This is a genomic window from Streptomyces coeruleorubidus (assembly GCF_028885415.1).
Classification (GTDB): Bacteria; Actinomycetota; Actinomycetes; order Streptomycetales; family Streptomycetaceae; genus Streptomyces; species Streptomyces coeruleorubidus_A.
In genome coordinates this window covers 1,606,721-1,624,200 of the sequence record NZ_CP118527.1, presented here as the reverse complement: position 1 = coordinate 1,624,200, position 17,480 = coordinate 1,606,721, and the positions used below count along the sequence as shown (strand labels likewise).

At 72.3% G+C, this 17,480-nt stretch carries 18 protein-coding genes; 10 read left to right on the top strand and 8 right to left on the bottom strand.

The window, feature by feature from the left end; all coding sequences use genetic code 11:
* Positions 1 to 11 precede the first annotated feature (11 nt).
* Positions 12 to 665: a class I SAM-dependent methyltransferase gene (locus PV963_RS07620; RefSeq protein ID WP_274814882.1), complete on the bottom strand. Its 654-nt coding sequence runs from the start codon at positions 663 to 665 to the stop codon at positions 12 to 14.
* Positions 666 to 969: 304 nt separating this feature from the next.
* Here PV963_RS07620 and PV963_RS07615 point away from each other — a divergent pair, with 304 nt between their 5' ends.
* Positions 970 to 1,596: a PadR family transcriptional regulator gene (locus PV963_RS07615; RefSeq protein WP_274814880.1), complete on the top strand. Its 627-nt coding sequence runs from the start codon at positions 970 to 972 to the stop codon at positions 1,594 to 1,596.
* Positions 1,597 to 1,715: 119 nt separating this feature from the next.
* Here the strand turns inward: PV963_RS07615 and PV963_RS07610 are convergent, their stop codons facing one another.
* Entirely contained in the window at positions 1,716 to 2,144 is a 429-nt protein-coding gene (locus tag PV963_RS07610; RefSeq protein WP_274814879.1) for a type II toxin-antitoxin system Rv0910 family toxin, read from the bottom strand.
* 222 nt (positions 2,145 to 2,366) lie between these two features.
* On the opposite strand from PV963_RS07610, the gene PV963_RS07605 reads away from it, so the two are divergent.
* The 3 genes from PV963_RS07605 (at position 2,367) to PV963_RS07595 (ending at position 5,260) form a co-directional block, all read left to right on the top strand.
* Positions 2,367 to 2,987 carry a Clp protease N-terminal domain-containing protein gene (locus PV963_RS07605; RefSeq protein WP_274814878.1) on the top strand — a complete coding sequence of 207 codons (621 nt, stop codon included), beginning with the start codon at positions 2,367 to 2,369 and terminating at the stop codon, positions 2,985 to 2,987.
* Between the two features lie 86 nt (positions 2,988 to 3,073).
* Positions 3,074 to 4,078, top strand: coding sequence for an EamA family transporter (locus PV963_RS07600; RefSeq protein ID WP_274821964.1), 1,005 nt, complete (start codon positions 3,074 to 3,076; stop codon positions 4,076 to 4,078).
* Between the two features lie 225 nt (positions 4,079 to 4,303).
* Positions 4,304 to 5,260 (top strand): DMT family transporter, encoded by a 957-nt coding sequence (locus PV963_RS07595; RefSeq protein ID WP_274814877.1) that lies wholly within the window; start codon positions 4,304 to 4,306, stop codon positions 5,258 to 5,260.
* A gap of 10 nt (positions 5,261 to 5,270) precedes the next feature.
* Here PV963_RS07595 and PV963_RS07590 read toward each other — a convergent pair whose 3' ends face one another.
* Complete coding sequence (locus PV963_RS07590; protein WP_274814876.1) at positions 5,271 to 5,954, bottom strand: pyridoxamine 5'-phosphate oxidase family protein; 684 nt, start codon at positions 5,952 to 5,954, stop codon at positions 5,271 to 5,273.
* A gap of 35 nt (positions 5,955 to 5,989) precedes the next feature.
* Here PV963_RS07590 and PV963_RS07585 point away from each other — a divergent pair, with 35 nt between their 5' ends.
* Entirely contained in the window at positions 5,990 to 7,321 is a 1,332-nt protein-coding gene (locus PV963_RS07585; protein WP_274814875.1) for an aminotransferase class I/II-fold pyridoxal phosphate-dependent enzyme, read from the top strand.
* A 383-nt stretch (positions 7,322 to 7,704) separates the two neighbouring features.
* Here PV963_RS07585 and PV963_RS07580 read toward each other — a convergent pair whose 3' ends face one another.
* Positions 7,705 to 8,643: a DMT family transporter gene (locus PV963_RS07580; protein WP_274814874.1), complete on the bottom strand. Its 939-nt coding sequence runs from the start codon at positions 8,641 to 8,643 to the stop codon at positions 7,705 to 7,707.
* A 75-nt stretch (positions 8,644 to 8,718) separates the two neighbouring features.
* Here PV963_RS07580 and PV963_RS07575 point away from each other — a divergent pair, with 75 nt between their 5' ends.
* Positions 8,719 to 9,621, top strand: coding sequence for a LysR family transcriptional regulator (locus PV963_RS07575; protein WP_274814873.1), 903 nt, complete (start codon positions 8,719 to 8,721; stop codon positions 9,619 to 9,621).
* A gap of 73 nt (positions 9,622 to 9,694) precedes the next feature.
* Here PV963_RS07575 and PV963_RS07570 read toward each other — a convergent pair whose 3' ends face one another.
* On the bottom strand, positions 9,695 to 10,165 hold the full coding sequence (locus PV963_RS07570; protein ID WP_274814872.1) for a pyridoxamine 5'-phosphate oxidase family protein: 471 nt from the start codon (positions 10,163 to 10,165) through the stop codon (positions 9,695 to 9,697).
* A gap of 136 nt (positions 10,166 to 10,301) precedes the next feature.
* Between PV963_RS07570 and PV963_RS07565 the strand changes: the two genes are divergently transcribed.
* Positions 10,302 to 10,952, top strand: a complete 651-nt coding sequence (locus tag PV963_RS07565) for a cysteine hydrolase (protein WP_274814871.1) — start codon at positions 10,302 to 10,304, stop codon at positions 10,950 to 10,952.
* On the opposite strand, the gene PV963_RS07560 is transcribed toward PV963_RS07565, so the two are convergent.
* Complete coding sequence (locus tag PV963_RS07560) at positions 10,939 to 11,424, bottom strand: Rieske (2Fe-2S) protein (protein WP_274814870.1); 486 nt, start codon at positions 11,422 to 11,424, stop codon at positions 10,939 to 10,941. The genes PV963_RS07565 and PV963_RS07560 overlap by 14 nt on opposite strands.
* A gap of 302 nt (positions 11,425 to 11,726) precedes the next feature.
* Here PV963_RS07560 and PV963_RS07555 point away from each other — a divergent pair, with 302 nt between their 5' ends.
* Genes PV963_RS07555 through PV963_RS07545 form a run of 3 tightly spaced genes read left to right on the top strand, consistent with a single transcriptional unit; the run spans position 11,727 to position 16,068 of the window.
* Positions 11,727 to 12,524, top strand: coding sequence for a class I SAM-dependent methyltransferase (locus PV963_RS07555; protein ID WP_274814869.1), 798 nt, complete (start codon positions 11,727 to 11,729; stop codon positions 12,522 to 12,524).
* A complete protein-coding gene (locus tag PV963_RS07550) occupies positions 12,521 to 14,335 on the top strand; it encodes an ABC transporter ATP-binding protein (protein WP_274814868.1) in 1,815 nt (604 codons plus the stop codon). The genes PV963_RS07555 and PV963_RS07550 overlap by 4 nt, the downstream gene beginning before the upstream one ends.
* Positions 14,332 to 16,068: an ABC transporter ATP-binding protein gene (locus PV963_RS07545; RefSeq protein ID WP_274814867.1), complete on the top strand. Its 1,737-nt coding sequence runs from the start codon at positions 14,332 to 14,334 to the stop codon at positions 16,066 to 16,068. The genes PV963_RS07550 and PV963_RS07545 overlap by 4 nt, the downstream gene beginning before the upstream one ends.
* Positions 16,069 to 16,138: 70 nt before the next feature.
* Here the strand turns inward: PV963_RS07545 and PV963_RS07540 are convergent, their stop codons facing one another.
* On the bottom strand, positions 16,139 to 16,435 hold the full coding sequence (locus PV963_RS07540; RefSeq protein ID WP_274814866.1) for a methyltransferase: 297 nt from the start codon (positions 16,433 to 16,435) through the stop codon (positions 16,139 to 16,141).
* 455 nt (positions 16,436 to 16,890) lie between these two features.
* Positions 16,891 to 17,442: a GNAT family N-acetyltransferase gene (locus PV963_RS07535; RefSeq protein ID WP_274814864.1), complete on the bottom strand. Its 552-nt coding sequence runs from the start codon at positions 17,440 to 17,442 to the stop codon at positions 16,891 to 16,893.
* Between the last annotated feature and the right edge of the window lie 38 nt (positions 17,443 to 17,480).

Genomic DNA, 17,480 nt, shown 5'->3' with positions numbered 1-17,480 from the left:
TCCGTGTCTCCTTAGCCAGAGGTGGTCGGCGGTTCTGCAATGCCGATGAAGTTCCCGGCTTTGGTCTGGATGTGGACTGACCACCCCAGCGCGGTGAGGTCGTCCGTGAGGGTCTGGGCATCGTGGAATACCTTGACAATGCGGTACTGGCTGCCGTCATCGAGCCGACGCAGCGCTGCCGGGGTCGGCTGGTTCGTAAGGACTTCCTCGGATGCGGCTGCGGCGGGGCCGTCGTCGATGAAGATCGCTTTGCCGCCCGGCGCGAGTGCGGCCGCCACGGTCTGCCAGAAATCGGGCAACCGCGTCGGCGGGATGTGGGAGAGCCAGAAGGCGAAGAACACAGTGTCGTAGCGCCGTGGCGGTTGCCACTCGAACAGATCGGCCTCGATGAACTGGACGGCGGGGGATGCGGTGCGCGCCCGAGCGAGGGCCAACACCTCGGTTGCTGCGTCGACGGCCGTCACCGAACGTGCCCGTGAGGCAAGCCTCGGGGTCCACTGGCCCGTTCCGCAGGCCAGCTCCAGCACATCCCCGGCAATCGGGAGGTCATCGACGACAGTCAGCAATTCCTGAAGGGCTTCGTACTCTGCGTAGGGCCGGTCATATTCGGCTGCGGCGGCCCTGTAGTAGGCCCTCTGCTCTGCCAGGAGAGCGTCGTCATCCATGCAGGTTCCTGTCATCAGGGCTCGGCCAAAAGCCAATCACGCTCAGTTCGCCGACTTGGTTGCCGCAGACACTGTGGGCCTTCACCTTTGGGCAAGGTCAAGAGCCATGAGGGTCCCCTTCTCTCGCAGCAGGCCGACACCGCAGCCGTAGCCACGCTCCACCAGTTCCCCGGCGGGTTCTTCGACGCGAGAGCAGTCCGACAGGACAGCAGGACCCGATCGATCCGGGTCTTGCCATGCGATCGGTAGCGATATATCGTTGAGGTATCGCGACAGATCAACGATGGAATGGAGAGTGTTTGCGATGCGTACTCACGGATTCGAGCACGGGCATGGCCACGGCGGACCCCGTCACGGCCGGGGCGGTTTCGAGGGGCTGCGTGCGGCCTTCGGGCCTTTCGGGCCGGGTGGTCCCGGCTGGGGCGGGCCCGGTGGTCCGGGGTTCGGTCCCGGGCCCTGGGGCGGACGAGGGCGTGGCGGGCCGAGGGGGAGGGCGCGGCGCGGTGACGTACGGGCCTCGATCCTGGCCCTGCTGAAGGACCGGCCGATGCACGGCTACGAGATGATCCAGGAGATCGCCGAGCGCAGCGGCGGGGCGTGGAAGCCCAGTCCCGGCTCGGTGTACCCCACCCTCCAGCTACTGGAGGACGAGGGGCTGATCGTGAGTGAGTCCGAGGGCGGCAAGAAGCTGTTCTCGCTCACCGAGGCGGGCCGTGCCGCGGCCGAAGAGGGGCCCGAGGTGCCCTGGGAGGAGGCCTCCCGCGGGGTCGACTGGGAGGCTCTCGGCGAGATCCGTCAGGCCGGCTTCGGTCTCATGGAGGCCTTCGGCCAGGTCTGGAAGACCGGCAGCAAGGAGCAGCGGGAGAAGGCGCTCGGCGTCATCAACGAAGCCCGCAAGAAGCTGTATCTGATCCTCGCCGACGAGGACTGACGAGGACTGACGAGGACTGACGAGGACTGACGAGGACAGATGAGCAGGCGCCCCTTGGAGTGATCCACGGGGCGCCTCGGCTTGTGCCGGGGGCGTGTTCGTCGACGGCACCCGGGGTGTCAGGCCACCAGACCGTCCAGCCTGCGCAGCGACTCGTTCAGGGCGGCCGTGGCCGAGTCCTTGAGCTTGCCCGCCATCAGCGACACCGTCGCGCCCGTGAACTCGCCGTCGATACGCACCGTCGTCGCGTCGCCGTCGGGCGTGAGGGTGTAGCGCGTCGCGACGATCACGCCCATCGGGCCCTTGCCGCGGATGGCGAGCAGCCGGGCCGGTTCCAGTGCCTCGACGGTCCAGTCCACCTCGGCCGGGAAGTTCATGAGCCGCATGTTCTCCTGGAACGTCGCGCCCACTTCGAGGGGTTCGGGGCCGCCCGCCGGGAAGCTCGTGTGGGTCGCGTTCCACTCGCCGTACCCCGGCCAGTCCGTGAGTCTGGCCCACACCTTCTCGGCCGGTGCCCCGATGCGTGCCTCCGCGCTGACTTCGGCCATGCGACCACCTCTTCACGTCGGGCTGGTTGTCGCGGAACGTAGCCGTGACGGCACCAATGTTCAATACTGACGAACTGTCAGCCGTGCCGGATCGCCGGGTGAAACAGCCTGATGTCCTCCGTAAGGAGGAGATTCCGGCCGGCGATGTCCACTTCCCGTGGGACGCGAAGATGCTTCCCTCCGAGGATGACCCGGGCTCCCGGGACTGATGGGGTAGGGGGTGTGCAACCCCGTATCCCCCGCCAGTCGGCCCATGAGCAGGGCATCCACCGCGTGGAGAACGATGCCAGGCTCAGTGCCGAGCTGGCATCGGCGGTCACCGGTGCCCGCCGCAGGGCGGTCAGGGACGGGGACCGGCAGATCGACACGGCCCATCTGCTCCACTCGCTGCTGGAGACCGACCCCGAGGCGCGTGCCGTCGTCGGCGACGGGCCGCAGATCGTGCGGCTGCTCGGCTATCTCGTGCAGCGCAGCATCGGCTACGGCCTGCGCTGGCAGAGCGGCGTCGAGGACTCCGGCGCCGTCCCCGTCGTGACGGAGACCGCGGGCTTCTCGCCGCTGGCCGCGGCCTCGATGGAGTACGCCTGTGAACGCGCCGCCCGGCACGGCGGAGCGGCCCGCGGCGTCGACCTGCTCGCGGCCATCGTCGTCGACTCGCAGGCGCGCGCGGTCGAGGTGTTCCACCGCGCCGGGATCGACCCGCACGAGGTGCTCGCCCGGCTCGACGGCTGGTCCGACCGGCATCAGGGGCGCGCCGACTGGCATCAGGGGCGCGCCGACCGGTATCAGGAGCGCGTCGACCGGCCCCAGGAGTGTGCCAGAGGCGGTGAATCCGCTTACTGACCGGTCCGTTGTGGAGCCGCTCGCCGCGTCCAGGCAGTGAGACAGGTGCCATAAGGGATGACGCTCCTGTCATGGCCTGTCATCATGTGCCGGTGCGTACGTCTGACAGCAGCCCCAGCAGGCACGGCAAGGGCCTGGGCCTCGGCCTCGCGATCCTGTCCGCGGTCGCCTTCGGCGGATCCGGTGTCGCGGCCAAGCCGCTGATCGAGGCGGGCCTGGACCCGCTGCACGTGGTGTGGCTGCGCGTCGCCGGGGCTGCCCTGGTGATGCTGCCGCTCGCCGTGCGCCACCGCGCGCTGCTGCGCCGCCGCCCCGGACTGCTCGCCGGGTTCGGGCTGCTGGCCGTCGCCGGTGTCCAGGCCTGCTACTTCGCCGCCCTCTCCCGCATCCCCGTCGGGGTGGCGCTGCTCATCGAGTACCTGGCGCCCGCCCTCGTGCTGGGCTGGGTGCGGTTCGTGCAGCGGCGGCCCGTGACGCGTGCCGCGGCGGTCGGTGTCGTCCTCGCGGTCGGCGGGCTCGCGTGTGTCGTCGAGGTGTGGTCGGGGCTCGGCTTCGACGCCCTGGGGCTGCTGCTCGCACTCGGCGCGGCCTGCTGCCAGGTCGGCTACTTCGTCCTCTCCGACCAGGGCAGCGACGCCGGGGACGAGGCGCCCGACCCGCTCGGTGTCATCGCCTACGGCCTGCTCGTCGGCGCGGCCGTGCTGACCGTCGTCGCCCGGCCCTGGGGCATGGACTGGTCCGTGCTCACGGGCACCGCGCGCATGGACGGCACACCCGTCGCCGCGGTCGCCCTGCTGGCCTGGATCGTCCTCGTCGCCACGGTCGTCGCGTACGTCACCGGAGTGCTCGCCGTGCGCCGGCTCTCCCCGCAGGTCGCCGGTGTCGTGGCCTGTCTCGAAGCGGTCGTCGCCACCGTCCTGGCCTGGATCCTGCTGGGCGAGCACCTGTCGGCGCCGCAGCTCGCCGGAGGTGTGATCGTGCTGGTGGGCGCGTTCATCGCACAGTCCTCGACGCCCGCGAGGGGCTCCGGACAGCCGGTGGCGAGCGGTGGCCCGGAAAGGAAGTTGTCCCGGCCCGGAAGGGCCGCATAGGGTGCCGATCATGTCTTCGAACGCGCTCGTTCTTCCGCCTCCGGCCGCCTGAGGCGGGCCCTCCGGAAACCGCGCCCGGCGTGTCACCGCCGGGCCGAACGGTGCAGCCCGCAGACGAAGTCCGCGGACCCCGCTGATCCGACGTGATCCGGGGCCCTTCCCGAACTTCCGCGCACCCGCCGCCGATACCGCGCGGCGCGCCGTGCGCGTCTGCGGAGAGAACACGTGTCGAACACTGCCTCCGGCCTGCCCGTAGGGCGAGGCCTCCTCTATCTGATCGTTGCCGGTGTCGCCTGGGGCACCGCGGGCGCGGCCGCGTCACTGGTCTACCAGGCCAGTGACGTGGGGCCCGTCGCCCTCTCCTTCTGGCGCTGCGCCGCCGGACTCGTGCTGCTGCTCGCCGTCCGTCTCGTCCGGCCGCGCGCCCAGGCCGCCGTACGTGAGCCGCTGGGCCGGCGGGCGCTGCGGGCCGGGGTCACCGGACTCGGGCTCGCGGTGTTCCAGACGGCCTACTTCGCGGCCGTCTCCGCCACCGGCCTCGCCGTCGCCACGGTCGTCACCCTGGGCGCCGGGCCCGTGCTCATCGCGCTCGGCGCCCGACTGACGCTCGCCGAGCGCCTCGGCCGGGGCGGAACCGCCGCCGTGGCGGGTGCCCTCGCCGGGCTCGCGGTCCTCGTCCTCGGCGGCGGGGTCACGACCGTGCGCCCGTGGGGTGTACTGCTCGCGCTGCTGTCCGCGGCCGGGTACAGCGTGATGACGCTGCTCACCCGCCGGTGGGGCCGCGACGGCGAGGCCGACGCCTCCCGGACGACCGTCTGGGCCTTCGCCGTCACGAGCCTGTGCCTGTTGCCGTTCGCCCTGGCCGAGGGGCTGCTGCCGCACACCGAGGAACCCGGCCGGGTCCTGGTCCTGCTGGCGTACGTCGCCGCCGTTCCCACGGCCCTCGCCTACGGCCTCTACTTCGCGGGCGCGGCCGTCGTACGGTCGGCCACCGTCTCGGTGATCATGCTGCTGGAGCCGGTGAGCGCGGCGGTGCTGGCCGTCGTCCTGCTCGGTGAGCACCTCACGGTGGCGACGGCGGCCGGAACCCTGCTGATGCTCGGGTCGGTCGTGGGGCTGGCGGCGGGGGAGGCGCGGGGTGCGCGGGCGGAGCCGCATATCAGCACAGCCCTGCGCCCCTGAGGGCCGACCATCACAAGGCCTTCAGATAGTCGGGCAGTTCCGTGCCGGGGGCCAGGTCCGGGTCGGCGATCGGAGCGCCGTAGGTCTTGCGCACCGGGACCACACCGGCCCAGTGCGGAAGGCCGAGGTCCTCCGGTTCGTCGTTCACGCCGCCGGTGCGGAGCTTGGCGGAGACCTCGTTCAGGTCCAGGCGGATCACGGCGGTGGCGGCCAGCTCCTTCTTGTTGGCGGGCCGCGAGTCGGCGGAACGGCCCGGCACGACGTGGTCGACCAGCGCGTCCATGGCCTGCCGCTTCTCGTCGGGGTCCGTCACGTCGTGGGCGACGCCGTGCACCACCACGGAGCGGTAGTTGATCGAGTGGTGGAAGGCCGAGCGGGCCAGGACCAGTCCGTCGACGTGCGTGACGGTCAGGCAGACCGGCAGACCCGGGTCTGCCTGGCCGGCCGCCCGCAGCGGGCGCGAGCCCGTCGAGCCGTGCACGTAGAGCCGCTCGCCGAGCCGGGCGTACAGCGTGGGCAGCACCACCGGCGCGCCGTCGCGGACGAAGCCCAGATGGCAGACGTAGGCCTCGTCGAGTATCGAGTGCACCAGTTCCTTGTCGTACGAGGCCCGGTCCGCCGAGCGGGTGGGGACGGTGCGGTCGGTGGGGGCGTAGGCGGCGGGTTGCGACGGCGTCGGCATGGTCCCCTGCATGGCGCTCTCCATTGCTCTAGTGCATAATTGGGTTTGTGCTAGGAGAGTATCGGATCAGCGGGCGTCGTGCAGCGGACATCTCCGCGAGCATCGAGGGGGCGGTGGGGAGCGGTGAGCTGAAGCCTGGCCAACTGCTGCCGCCCATGCGGGAGTTGGCGGAGCGGTTGGGGGTGAATCCCAACACGGTCGCGGCCGCGTACCGGACGCTGCGCGAGCGCGGGGTCATCGAGACCGCGGGCCGGCGCGGCAGCCGGGTGCGGCCCGCGCCGGCCACGACCGGGCGGGACCACATCAGGGTCGACGTCCCCGAAGGCGTGCGCGACGTGTCCAGCGGCAATCCGGACCCGGCCCTGCTGCCGGCCTTCGCGGAGGCGTTCGCGGCGGCCGCCGCCGAGGGCGACCGTGCTCCGGTCCTGTACGGCGAGGAGCCCGTGGATCCCGAGCTGGCCCGGATCGCCCGGGACGGGTTCGACGCCGACGGCGTGCCGGAAGGGCCGCTCGTCGTGGTCTCCGGAGCGCTCGACGCCGTGGAGCGGGTCCTGGCGGCCCATCTCAAGCCCGGCGACACCGTCGCCGTCGAGGACCCCGGCTGGGGCAGGACCCTCGACCTCGTCCCGGCGCTCGGGCTGCGGACCGTCCCCGTCGGCCTCGACGACGAGGGGCCGTACGCCGACGACGTACGCCGTGCCCTGGCGGCCGGGGCGCGTGCCCTGATCGTCACGGACCGGGCGCAGAACCCGACCGGCGCCGCGGTGAGCGCCACGCGCGCGCGTGCCCTGCGGTCCGTGCTCCGGGAGCACCCGGAGACCCTGCTCATCGAGGACGACCACGGACACGGCATCGTCGACGTGCCCCTGAATCCCCTGGCCGGCGCCACCCGGCACTGGGCGTTCGTGCGTTCGGCCGCCAAGGCCTACGGACCCGATCTGCGCCTCGCCCTGCTCACCGGGGACGCCGTCACCGTCGACCGGGTCCGCGGCCGGCAGCGGCTCGGGCCCGGCTGGGTGAGCCGGCTGATGCAGCGGGCGCTGGTGCGGCTGTGGGTCGACGGGGCGGTGGACACGCGTGCGGTGGCGGCGGCGTACGGGAAGCGCCGAGGCGCGCTGGTCGACGCGCTCGGCCGGCGCGGTGTGGTGGCGCACGGGCGCAGCGGTATGAACGTGTGGGTTCCCGTGCCGGACGAGACCGGCGCCGTCGCGCGGCTGCTGCACGCCGGCTGGGCCGTCGTCCCCGGCGCCCGCTTCCGGCTGAGCGCACCGCCCGGCATCCGGGTCACCGTCTCGACACTCGCCGAGGACGAGACCGAGGTGCTCGCCGACGCGATCGCCTCGGCCCTTGGGCCGGCTCCGGCGCGGAGTTACGTCTGAGGCTTTCGGGGTGGGGTCGCGGTGTCCGTGAACTGGCTGTGTCCGAGGCGGCCTCCTCGAACCGGGTTCGTCTGCGGTGTTCGTGAACCGGCTGTGTCCGAGGTGTCCTCGAACCGGCTTCGTCCGCGGGCGTCCGTGAGCCGGCCGGGGCGGCGGCGTCCTCGCACCGGTTGTCTCCGTGACGTCCGCGAACCTCCCAGGTCCGAGGTTCGGCGGAGCCGCGACGCCCGAGGCATCCGCCGGAGCCTGCGTCCGAGGCGTCTGCCGAATCGGTCCGGTCGGGGGCGTCGGGCGGGGAGGTTCGGTCGGGGGCATCGGGCGTAGAGGGGCCGCCAGGGGCTCGGGCGTAGCGGTCCGGCCGGGCCATCACGCGTAGCGGACCTCTACTCCCGAGCCTTCGGCCGGACCTGCGTAAGTGCCGCGCCGATCAGGACGATCACCGCCCCGACCGGGGTCGACCAGGTGAGCGACTCGCCGAGGAGTGCGACGCCCGCGGCCGTGGCGATGACCGGGATGAAGTACGTGACCATCTGGGCGGTCGTCGGTCCGACCTCGGCGACCAGGCCGTACTGGAGGAGGACGGCGAGGCCCGTGCCCAGTGCGCCCAGGGCGGCGATCGCCAGCAGCGGGCCGACGGACAGGCTGGTGGGCAGGGTGGTGAACAGCGGGGTGACTACGGCCAGTTGGACCGTGGCGATGAGCAGTTGCGCGCCGGTCATCGACAGGTGCGAGTGGCTGGTGCCGGCCAGGGTGCGGCGGACGTAGATCCAGCCGACCGGGTAGCTGAGGGAGGCCAGCAGGGCCAGCGCCGTGCCGGTGGCGTCCAGGCCGTGGAAGCCCTGCCAGGCACCGAGCACCGTGAGCACCCCGAGGAAGCCGAGCCCGAGCCCGGCGACCCGCACCCTGGTCGGGCGGTCCTCCGACAGGGCGACCAGCGACAGCGCCATGCCCCACAGCGGCGAGGTCGCGTTGCAGATGCCCGCCAGAGTGGACGGGATGGTCAGCTCGGCGTACGCGAACAGCGAGAACGGCAGGGCGTTGAGCAGGAACGCGGCGACCGTCAGATGCCCCCAGGTGCGCGCCCCGTGCGGCAGTCGCTCGCGGCGCACCGCCATCGCGGCGGCCAGCACCGCCGTGCCGAACACCAGTCGGCCGAGCGTGACTTGGAACGGCGCGTACCCTTCGGTGCCCACCTTGATGAGGAGGAAGCTGAAGCCCCAGATCAGGGACAGGGCGGCGAAGCGGAGACGCCAGTCGAGGCGGCGGCGGGGGCGGTCGCTCGAGGGGGTGGTGACCCGGTTGGGAGTGGTGACGGTGGTCATGGAAGCCACGATGCCGGGCGAGAACCTCGTAGCACAATCGAGATTTCGCACCCGGTATTGCGTAGTATTGCTTACATGTTGAACCTGGAGCGCCTGCGCACTCTCGACGCCCTCGCCCGGCACGGCTCGGTCAGCGGTGCGGCCGAGGGGCTGCACATCACGACGTCCGCCGTCTCCCAGCAGCTGTCCAAGCTGGAGCGGGAGGTCGGGCAGCAGCTCCTCGCCAAGAACGGCCGGGGCGTGCGGCTCACCGACGCGGGCCGGCTGCTCGCCGAGCACGCCGCGCGCATCCTGTCCCAGGTCGAACTCGCCCAGTCCGACCTGGAGGCACAGCGTGGGCAGGTCGTCGGCGAGCTGAGACTGTCGGCGTTCCCGACGGCCGCCCGTGGCCTGTTGCCGCTCGCGCTGTCCGCGCTGCGCGAGCGGCATCCGGCGCTCCGGCTGCGCTCCTGCGAGCTGGAACCGGAGGCCGCCCTCGCCGGGGTGGTGCGCGGCGACCTCGACCTCGCCGTGGTGCTCGACTGGTACAACAAGCCGATGGCGCTGCCCGACGGCCTGGTCAAGGCGCCGATCATGGACGACCCCGCCGATGTGGCCATGCCCGCGGACCACCGGCTTGCCGGGCGTGACGAGGTGGACCTGGCGGAGTTCGTCGACGACGAGTGGATCACCTGGGGAGAGGGCGAGTTCTGCCACGAGTGGCTGATGTTCACGCTCCGCTCGAAGGGCATCGAGCCGCTCGTGGGTCACCGCGCCGCCGAGACCCACACCCAGCTCGCGCTGGTCGCCGCGGGCCTCGGTGTGTGCATCGCCCCGCTGCTCGGCCGCCGTCCCGTGCCCGCCGGGGTCGTGACCGTCCCCGTCAGGCAGCGGGTCCGGCGGCACGTGTACGTGGTCTGGCGGGCGGACGCCGACCGCCGCCCGTCGATCCGGGCCGCGGTGAAGGCCCTTCAGGCGGCGGGGGAGAGCCTCGGCTGAGCCCGGGCCGCGGCGAGTGCCGGGGCCGCCCGGCGCAGCGCCCCGGCGCGGGGCGGAGCCGGGGGCGTCTCACCTACTGCGCCGCCAGCTTGCGGAAGTCCCAGGAGACGATCTTCTGCGGCGTCAGACGCAGCCAGGCGTGCCGCCCGTCGTGCGGCATCTCCTCCAGGCCGAAGTTCTTCCGGGCGAACAGCGTCTCCGGGACGTCGAGTTCGGCGCGCAGCTCGCCGGTGCGCGGGATCTCGCCCACGAACTCGACGGCGCCCGAGAGCTCCACGCCGCGCAGCTCGTCGTACTCCTCGCCGGTGTCGACGACGATCGCCACCCGCGGATCGCGCCGCAGGTCGGTCCACCGTTTACTGCGCACGACCGAGTACAGCCACATCGAGCTGCCGTCCCAGGCGAACCACAGTGTGCTCACGTGCGGGGCGCCGTCGGACGACACCGTGGCGACCCGGCAGGTGCGCTGTGTGGCGAGGAATTCGTCCAGCTCGCCGGGCGTCATCATGATCTTCCGGCCCCGGCGCTGCTGAGTGACGGTCATGCTCCCCCTCTTTCTTCTCTCACGTCGTGCCAGAGGAGATCCTCTGACATCACGTCAGAAAAGGATGGGTTCTCTTCCGTCCCTACGCAATGGTGGCTACGCTCGCGCGCCCAGCCGCCGGCGCCCAGGGGGAACCGTGCCCGCGTACGCAGAGCTCAGCGAACTCCTCGATCCGCGGACCACCGTGCTGCTCACCGTCGAGTGCCAGGAGGGCGTCGTCGGAGCGGACAGCGCACTGCCCGAACTCGCCGCGGAAGCCCGCGCCGGCGGGATGCTCGCCAACGTCGCCCGACTGGTGGCCACCGCGCACGCAGGTGGCGTCCAGGTCGTCCACGCCATCGCCGAGCGCCGTCCCGACGGCCGCGGGGCCAGCCGCAACGCCCGCCTGTTCCGGGCCGCCGAACGCCTGCCCGTCCAGCAGTTGTCCGGCACACCGGCGGTGCGGGTCGCGGCCCCGATCGAGGTCGCCGACGAAGACCTCGTCGTACGGCGCCTGCACGGGCTGTCGCCCCTCCAGGGCACCGATGTCGACCCGCTGCTGCGCAACCTCGGCTGCCGCACGCTGATCGTCACCGGGGTCTCGGCCAACGTGGCCGTTCCCAACGCCGTGTTCGACGCCGTGAACCGCGGCTACACCGCCGTCGTCCCGTCGGACGCCATCGCGGGAGTGCCCTCGGACTACACCCCCGCGATGATCCGCAACACCCTCGCGTTGGTCGCCACGGTCGCGACCACGGACGAGGTCCTGGCGTGTCTGACGCGTCCGCGCGGGATCAGGCGAGCGTGATGGAGTCGCCGTTCACGGTGATCTGCTTCGGCTCCAGCGGTTTGACCGCGGGGTCCTTCTTCACGCTGCCGTCGAGGATGGAGAACTGACTGCCGTGGCAGGTGCAGGAGATGATGTCGTCCTTGAGGTCCACCATCGGACAGTCCCGGTGGGTGCAGACCGTCGAGAACGCCTTGTACTCGCCCGCGGTCGGCTGGGAGACCACGACCTTCTCGTCCTTGAAGATCTTGCCGCTTCCCACGGGAATGTCGGTGGTCTTCGCGAGCGCGGCATCACCGGCTCCCGCTCCGGTGGACGAGCCGCTTTCCTCGTTCGTCGCGCCGCCGCCGGCGCCCTGTTCGGTGGACGGATCGGACGCCTCGTCCCCTGATCCGCACGCCGTCAGCGCCACGGTGAGCCCTGCCGCGCCCACCGCCGCCACGAGGGCACGGCGGCTCGGTCCCGACATCGGCTGAACTGATTCGCTGGTCATGCTGACGTTCCTTCCGGGGATTCGTGATCTGCCGAGAGGTACGGCCCCTGTGGACCGGCTGTTCAGGCAACGTCGAAATCCTGACTGCTTCGCGGGGGGACATGGGTAAAGCGGGGCTGTCGGTTCGCTGTCGCGTTCTGTCGGTTCGCTGTCGGGTTCCGGGGCGCCGCGGCGAGGCATCGCGTGAAGTGCAGCCAGGCTTATTGAAAATGATTGTCGTGCTGGATAGGTTGTCTACGTTGTATACCCCGGGCGCCCCACCGCCCGGCGTCCGTGCATGAGCCACGTGAGGGGAAGACCCGGTGCGTTCATCGGGGGGAGCACGGAGTACCAGCGAACCTCACACGACCAGCGATCCAGACACGACGAGCGACCTTTACGGCGCCGCCGCCGAGTTCTACGCCCTGCTCGCCGCCCCCACATGGGCGCGGCTCGGCCCGCTGCTGCACAGGGCCCTGGACGGCGTCGAACCCGGGCACGGACCCCTGCTCGACCTCGGCGCGGGCACCGGTTTGTCGACCGAGGTCGCCGCCGACGCCGTCCTCCGTGCCCAGGTGCTGGCGGTGGAACCGTCCGCCGGTATGCGCGTCGCGCTGTCCACCCGGCTCGCCTGCCGTCCCGCACTCGCCGGCCGCGTCACCGTCACCGTCACCGCCGGCACCCTCCGCGACGCACGGCTGCCGAGGCGGCTGTGCGCGGCCGTCGCCCTCGGCGTCGTCGGCCATCGCGCTCCCGCCGAACGCGCCTCGCTGTGGCGTCCGCTGAGTGAGCACCTGGCGCCCGGCGCCCCGGCCGTCGTCGACGTCCTCGACCGCACCGCGCCCCCGACCCGGGCCCCGCTGCGGCCGGCGACCCGCCGTGTCGGCGACCTGGACCACGAGTCCTGGAGCGAGGGCGCCGACGACGGCTGGACCCTCACCTACCGCGTACGCGACGGGGAGACGGTCGTCCGCGAACACACCGTGCCGCTGCCCTGGTCCGGTGTCGGCATCGCGACGCCGGCCGAGGAAGCCGCGGCCGCCGGACTCGTGTGCACCCCGCTCGCCCCCGACTTCGCCGTCCTGCGCACCACCCCCCTGACCCGAGAGGATCACTCATGACCGGCGCGGCCCTCGCGGACCCGCGAGAGGGCACCCCTGACAGCCCCTCTGACGTCCTTGTCCCACCCGAGGCCCCCGCTGCGAAGGCGCCGGGGCTCGGTGACCTCCTCGCCCCCGTACGAGGGCGGCTCATAGCCGCGATCGTGGCCCAGGCGGTCGCCGCGGTCTGCTCGATGATCCCGTTCACCGCCGTCGCCGAACTGGCCCGCGCCCTGCTGGCGTCCGGCGGCCCGGACGCCAGCCGCGCCTGGGCCGCGGCCTGGACCGCCGTGGCCGCCCTGGTGGCCCGGCTCGTGCTGTACGCGACCGCGGGCGTCCTCACCCACCACGCCGACGCCGACCTCCAGCTCGGGCTGCGCCGCCGAATCGCCCGGCGCCTGGGGCGACTGCCGCTCGGCTGGTTCACCGAGAACAGCTCGGGTGAGGTGAAGAAGGCGGCGGGCGACAACATCTCCACGCTGCACCACCTGGTCGCGCACACCGCGCTGGAGGTGACCGCCGCGATCGTGGCGCCGCTGACCGCTCTGGTCTATCTGCTGACCGTGGACTGGCGGCTCACCCTCGTCGCGCTGCTCCCGCTCCTGCTCGGCGGCTGGTTCTTCAAGCAGGCCATGTCCGGGGGCGAGGAGGTGACGGCACGGTTCTTCGGCGCGATGGGCGGCGTCAACGCGGCCGTCGTCGAACTCGTCCACGGCATCACGGTGATCAAGGCCTACGGCCGTACCTCCCGCGCCCATCGTGCCTACGACGACGCCGCCGACAGCTTCACCGTCTTCTTCCGCGACTGGATCATGAGTACGACACGGGCCAGTACGTCGGCCGCGCTCGCGCTCTCCGGACCGGCCGCCCTTCTCGTCGCCACGGCCGCCGGCACCCTCTTCGTCACGCAGGGCTGGGCCGACGCGCTCGACCTCGTGCCGTTCGTCCTGCTCGGACCGGCCCTCACCGGCTCCGTCATGGGGCTCGCCCAGTCCGGGCACGCCGTCCAGGGCGGCCTGCAGAGCGCCCGTGAGATCCACGCGCTGCTGGCCGCCCCCGCCCTGCCCGAGGCGTCCGAGCCGACATCCCCGGGACCGGACGGCCGGGTCGAACTGACCGGCGTCGGCTTCAGCTACGACGGCGCCACGGACATCCTGAGCGGCATCGACCTGACCCTGCGACCCGGCACCGTCACCGCCCTGGTCGGCGCCTCCGGCTCGGGCAAGTCCACCCTCGCCCGGCTCGTGCCCCGCTTCTGGGACACGACCGCTGGTACGGTACGGATCGGCGGCACGGACGTCCGGGACATGGCCCCCGCCGACCTCTACCGGCAGGTCTCCTTCGTCTTCCAGGAACCCCACCTGCTGCGCACCAGCGTCCGCGACAACATCCGGCTCGGCCGTCCGGACGCCGACGACGCGGACGTGGAACGGGCCGCGCGTGCCGCGCACCTCCACGAGCGGGTCACCGCTCTGCCGCGCGGCTACGACTCGATGGTCGGCGAGGACGCGGTGCTCTCCGGCGGCGAGTCCCAGCGCCTCTCCGTGGCCCGGGCACTGCTCGCCGACGCGCCCGTCCTCGTCCTCGACGAGGCGACCTCCTTCGCCGACCCCGAGTCCGAGGCCGCCGTCCAGCAGGCCCTGTCCGCCCTCGCGGCGGGCCGCACCCTGCTGGTCATCGCCCACCGGCTCGCGACCGTACGGGACGCCGACCACATCGTCGTCCTCGACGGCGGACGCATCGCCGAACAGGGCACCCACGCCGAACTGCTGGCCCTGGACGGCCGTTACGCACGCATGTGGGCCATCCAGCAGAAGGGAACCGCGCGATGAACGCGCTGCTGACACGCGTACTGGGACGGGAACAGACGGAAGGGCTGCGCCGAGTGCTCCTCTGGGCGGCCGCCGCCGCGGCCGTCCAGGGAGTGGCGTACGCGCTCCTGGTGCCGTTGCTCACCCGGCTCCTCGGCGACGACCCGGGGGCGGCCTGGCCGTGGGTCGCCGCCCTCGCCGCGGCCACCGCCGCCTACGGAGCCGTCGCGTTCACCGCGGCCGTGCGCGGCAACCGCTTCAGCGCCGATCTCGGGCGCACGCTGCACCACCGCATCGGTGACCATGTAGTCGCGCTGCCGCTCGGCTGGTTCGACGGCGAACGCACCGGCGCACTGGGGCAGTTGGCGGGACAGGGTGTGGTCCAGGTGATGAACGCGGCGGCCAACCTGTTGCGCCCCCTGTGCATCGCCTTCGTCACTCCCGCCGTCGTCGTGCTGGCCACCTTCGCCTTCGACTGGCGGCTCGCCCTGGCCATGCTGGCGGCAGCACCCGTCGCGGCAGTCGCGTACCGCTGGTCCGGACGGCTGATGGCCCGCGTCGACCGGCAGACCCATGCCGCGGCCGCCGAGACCGCGGACCGGCTGGTGGAGTTCGCCCGCCACCAGCCCGCGCTGCGCGCCTTCGGGCGAACCGCCGAGGACCACGAACTCCTGGATGCCGCCCTGCGCGAGCAGCGGGCGAAGGCGCGCGCCGCCGTACGCATGGGCGTGCCCGGCATCGCGGGCTTCGCGCTCGCCGTGCAACTCTGCTTCACCTGCGTGCTGCTGCTCGGCACGGTCCTCGCGGTCGACGGATCGGTCGGCGCGGGTGAGCTGATCGCGGTGCTGGTGCTCGCCGTGCGCTTCGTCGAACCCATGAGCGCCGCCGCCGAGTTGGGCGGATCCCTGCGGATCGCCCGAGGCACCCTGGAGCGCCTGGACGAAGTGCTCGCCGCCGATCCGCTGCCCCAGCCGGAGACCCCGGCGCCGCTCCCGGACACGTACGGCATCGAACTCGACGGCGTCTCCTTCGGTTACGGCGACGGACGCACCGTCCTCGACGGGCTCGACCTGCGCGTCCCGGCCGGGCACACCGTGGCGCTGGTCGGCCCCTCCGGCTCCGGCAAGACCACGGTGACCCGCCTGATCGCCCGCTTCTGGGACGTCACCGGGGGCACGGTCCGCGTCGGCGGCACGGATGTCCGCGACCTGACGACGGACCAGCTGATGTCACGGTTCGCCATGGTCTTCCAGGACGTGTACCTCTTCGCGGGCACGATCGAGGAGAACATCCGCGCCGGACGCGAGGACGCCACCGACGAGGAGGTGCGCGAGGCCGGGCGGATCGCCCGCGTCGACGAGATCACCGAGAGGCTGCCGGACGGCTGGGCCGCCCGCGTCGGCGAGGGCGGCACGGCCCTGTCCGGCGGCGAGCGGCAGCGGATCTCCCTCGCCCGGGCCCTGCTCAAGCAGGCCCCGGTCGTCCTGCTCGACGAGGCGACCTCGGCGCTCGACGCCGAGAACGAGGCCGCGATCCAGCAGGCCCTGGGCGCACTCACCGCGGACCCCACGGTCCTCGTCGTGGCCCACCGCCTCGACACCATCCGCGGCGCCGACGTGATCGCGTTCCTGGAGGGCGGGCGGATCGTGGAGCAGGGGACGCACGAGGAACTGCTCGCGCTCGGCGGCCGGTACGCGGCGTTCTGGGGCGAGCGGGAACGGGCGAGCGGGTGGCGTCTGGCGGCGCGCTCCTAGAAACGCGGGGAAACCCGGCGACCGGCGGCACGGTGGGGAACCGTGCCGCCCACCGCCGTATGTCCGTCCGTCACCCGGCGGGCGCGCAGCTCACCAGGTGGATGCCGGTCCCGGTGACGCGACGGCCGGTGACCCCCAGCCCGGCGCGGGACACCAGGTCGTCCAACTGCCGGGGGGCGTCCAGCACCCAGGTGAGCAGGGACCCGGAGCCGCCGCCGACGTCGACCACGTGCCCGCGCTCGGGCCAGGCGTGGGCCGCGACGACCTCCGGTGCCGCGAACCGCGTGTGCGCGGCCATCAAGTCGGCGTAGGAACGGGCGAGTTCGCAGTCCTCCATGGTGTCCTGCCACAGTGACCTGCCGTGCACCAGAGGATTAGGCGGGCTCCCCGGTGCGCACGGTGTCGCCGCGACCCTGATCGCCCACGTGGTGACGAGGTCGGCGAGTGCGGTCAGGTCGACACGCGCGGGGGCGGCTTGGGGAAGGGTGGTCGTGTCACTCCACTCGCTCGGTCAGGGAAGTACGGGATGGGCGCAGGAGAATGGGAGGAGACCTACGAAAGCTCCGCAGCCCGGACGCACCACCCGCGCAGCCACGATGAGGGGCCGGCCGCCCGCGGCCGCCCTGGTCCTGGTGCACGGGGCTGCCTCCGCGCTCGACGGCTTCCCTGCTCTCGTCCGCGCGGCGATGCGCAGGCGCCTGCCGCTCCGGTCTGTCACCGCGCCAGGCCTGCGCCGTCGCCCGCTGGAGCCACTGCCGCGACCTGCCGCCCGGCACGGCCGACCACGTCATGTCCCCGAACGGAAGGAGCGCGTGCGCGAGTTCAGAGAGTGAGGCTCATCAGGATGTCGTCACGGTCGTCGCCAGGGGCCACACGCAGCGCACCTGGCCAGCGGCCCACCTCCGTCCATCCCAGGCTCCGGTAGAAGTGCTCCAGGCCGAGTCCTTCTCGCGCACTGAGCTGCAGCCGCTCCAGTTTCATGTCCTCGACGGCGATCTCCCGGACGCGGGTCATGAGGGCGGTGCCGATTCCCCTTCGACGGAAGTGAGGGTGCGTCTGGACGTGGTTGACCACCCCGCAGTGCGCGACCAGGGGATGAAGGTCCCGACGAATGATCAGCCAGCCCGCGAGCGCTCCGTCCACGGTGGCGACGAGCAGCCGGCCGCGCTCCGGATCGAGTCCGGCGATGAGCCGTTCCGCCGCCGGAGCGACGTCCCGCACGCTGACCGGAGGCAGGGGAATCCCGGGCGCGATCACCGCGCCGCCCGCGTTGATGACGGCTTCCCAGCAGCCGACCAGCTGTCGTCTCAGGTCCGGCGTGATCTCGTGCGGCCGGGTTATCTGCAGGAACTCGGGGGAGTTTGGCACCGTCATGGGATCAGCCTTCCAGACGAGCCGGTGGACCAGGACGG

Excerpts from the sequence above, each read along its gene's own strand:
- PV963_RS07620 (WP_274814882.1), bottom strand. The coding sequence starts at position 665 with ATGGATGACGACGCTCTCCTGGCAGAGCAGAGGGCCTACTACAGGGCC.
- PV963_RS07615 (WP_274814880.1), top strand. The coding sequence starts at position 970 with ATGCGTACTCACGGATTCGAGCACGGGCATGGCCACGGCGGACCCCGT.
- PV963_RS07610 (WP_274814879.1), bottom strand. The coding sequence starts at position 2,144 with ATGGCCGAAGTCAGCGCGGAGGCACGCATCGGGGCACCGGCCGAGAAG.
- PV963_RS07590 (WP_274814876.1), bottom strand. The coding sequence starts at position 5,954 with ATGCAGGGGACCATGCCGACGCCGTCGCAACCCGCCGCCTACGCCCCC.
- PV963_RS07580 (WP_274814874.1), bottom strand. The coding sequence starts at position 8,643 with ATGACCACCGTCACCACTCCCAACCGGGTCACCACCCCCTCGAGCGAC.
- PV963_RS07575 (WP_274814873.1), top strand. The coding sequence starts at position 8,719 with ATGTTGAACCTGGAGCGCCTGCGCACTCTCGACGCCCTCGCCCGGCAC.
- PV963_RS07570 (WP_274814872.1), bottom strand. The coding sequence starts at position 10,165 with ATGACCGTCACTCAGCAGCGCCGGGGCCGGAAGATCATGATGACGCCC.
- PV963_RS07560 (WP_274814870.1), bottom strand. The coding sequence starts at position 11,424 with ATGACCAGCGAATCAGTTCAGCCGATGTCGGGACCGAGCCGCCGTGCC.
- PV963_RS07550 (WP_274814868.1), top strand. The coding sequence starts at position 12,521 with ATGACCGGCGCGGCCCTCGCGGACCCGCGAGAGGGCACCCCTGACAGC.
- PV963_RS07545 (WP_274814867.1), top strand. The coding sequence starts at position 14,332 with ATGAACGCGCTGCTGACACGCGTACTGGGACGGGAACAGACGGAAGGG.
- PV963_RS07535 (WP_274814864.1), bottom strand. The coding sequence starts at position 17,442 with ATGACGGTGCCAAACTCCCCCGAGTTCCTGCAGATAACCCGGCCGCAC.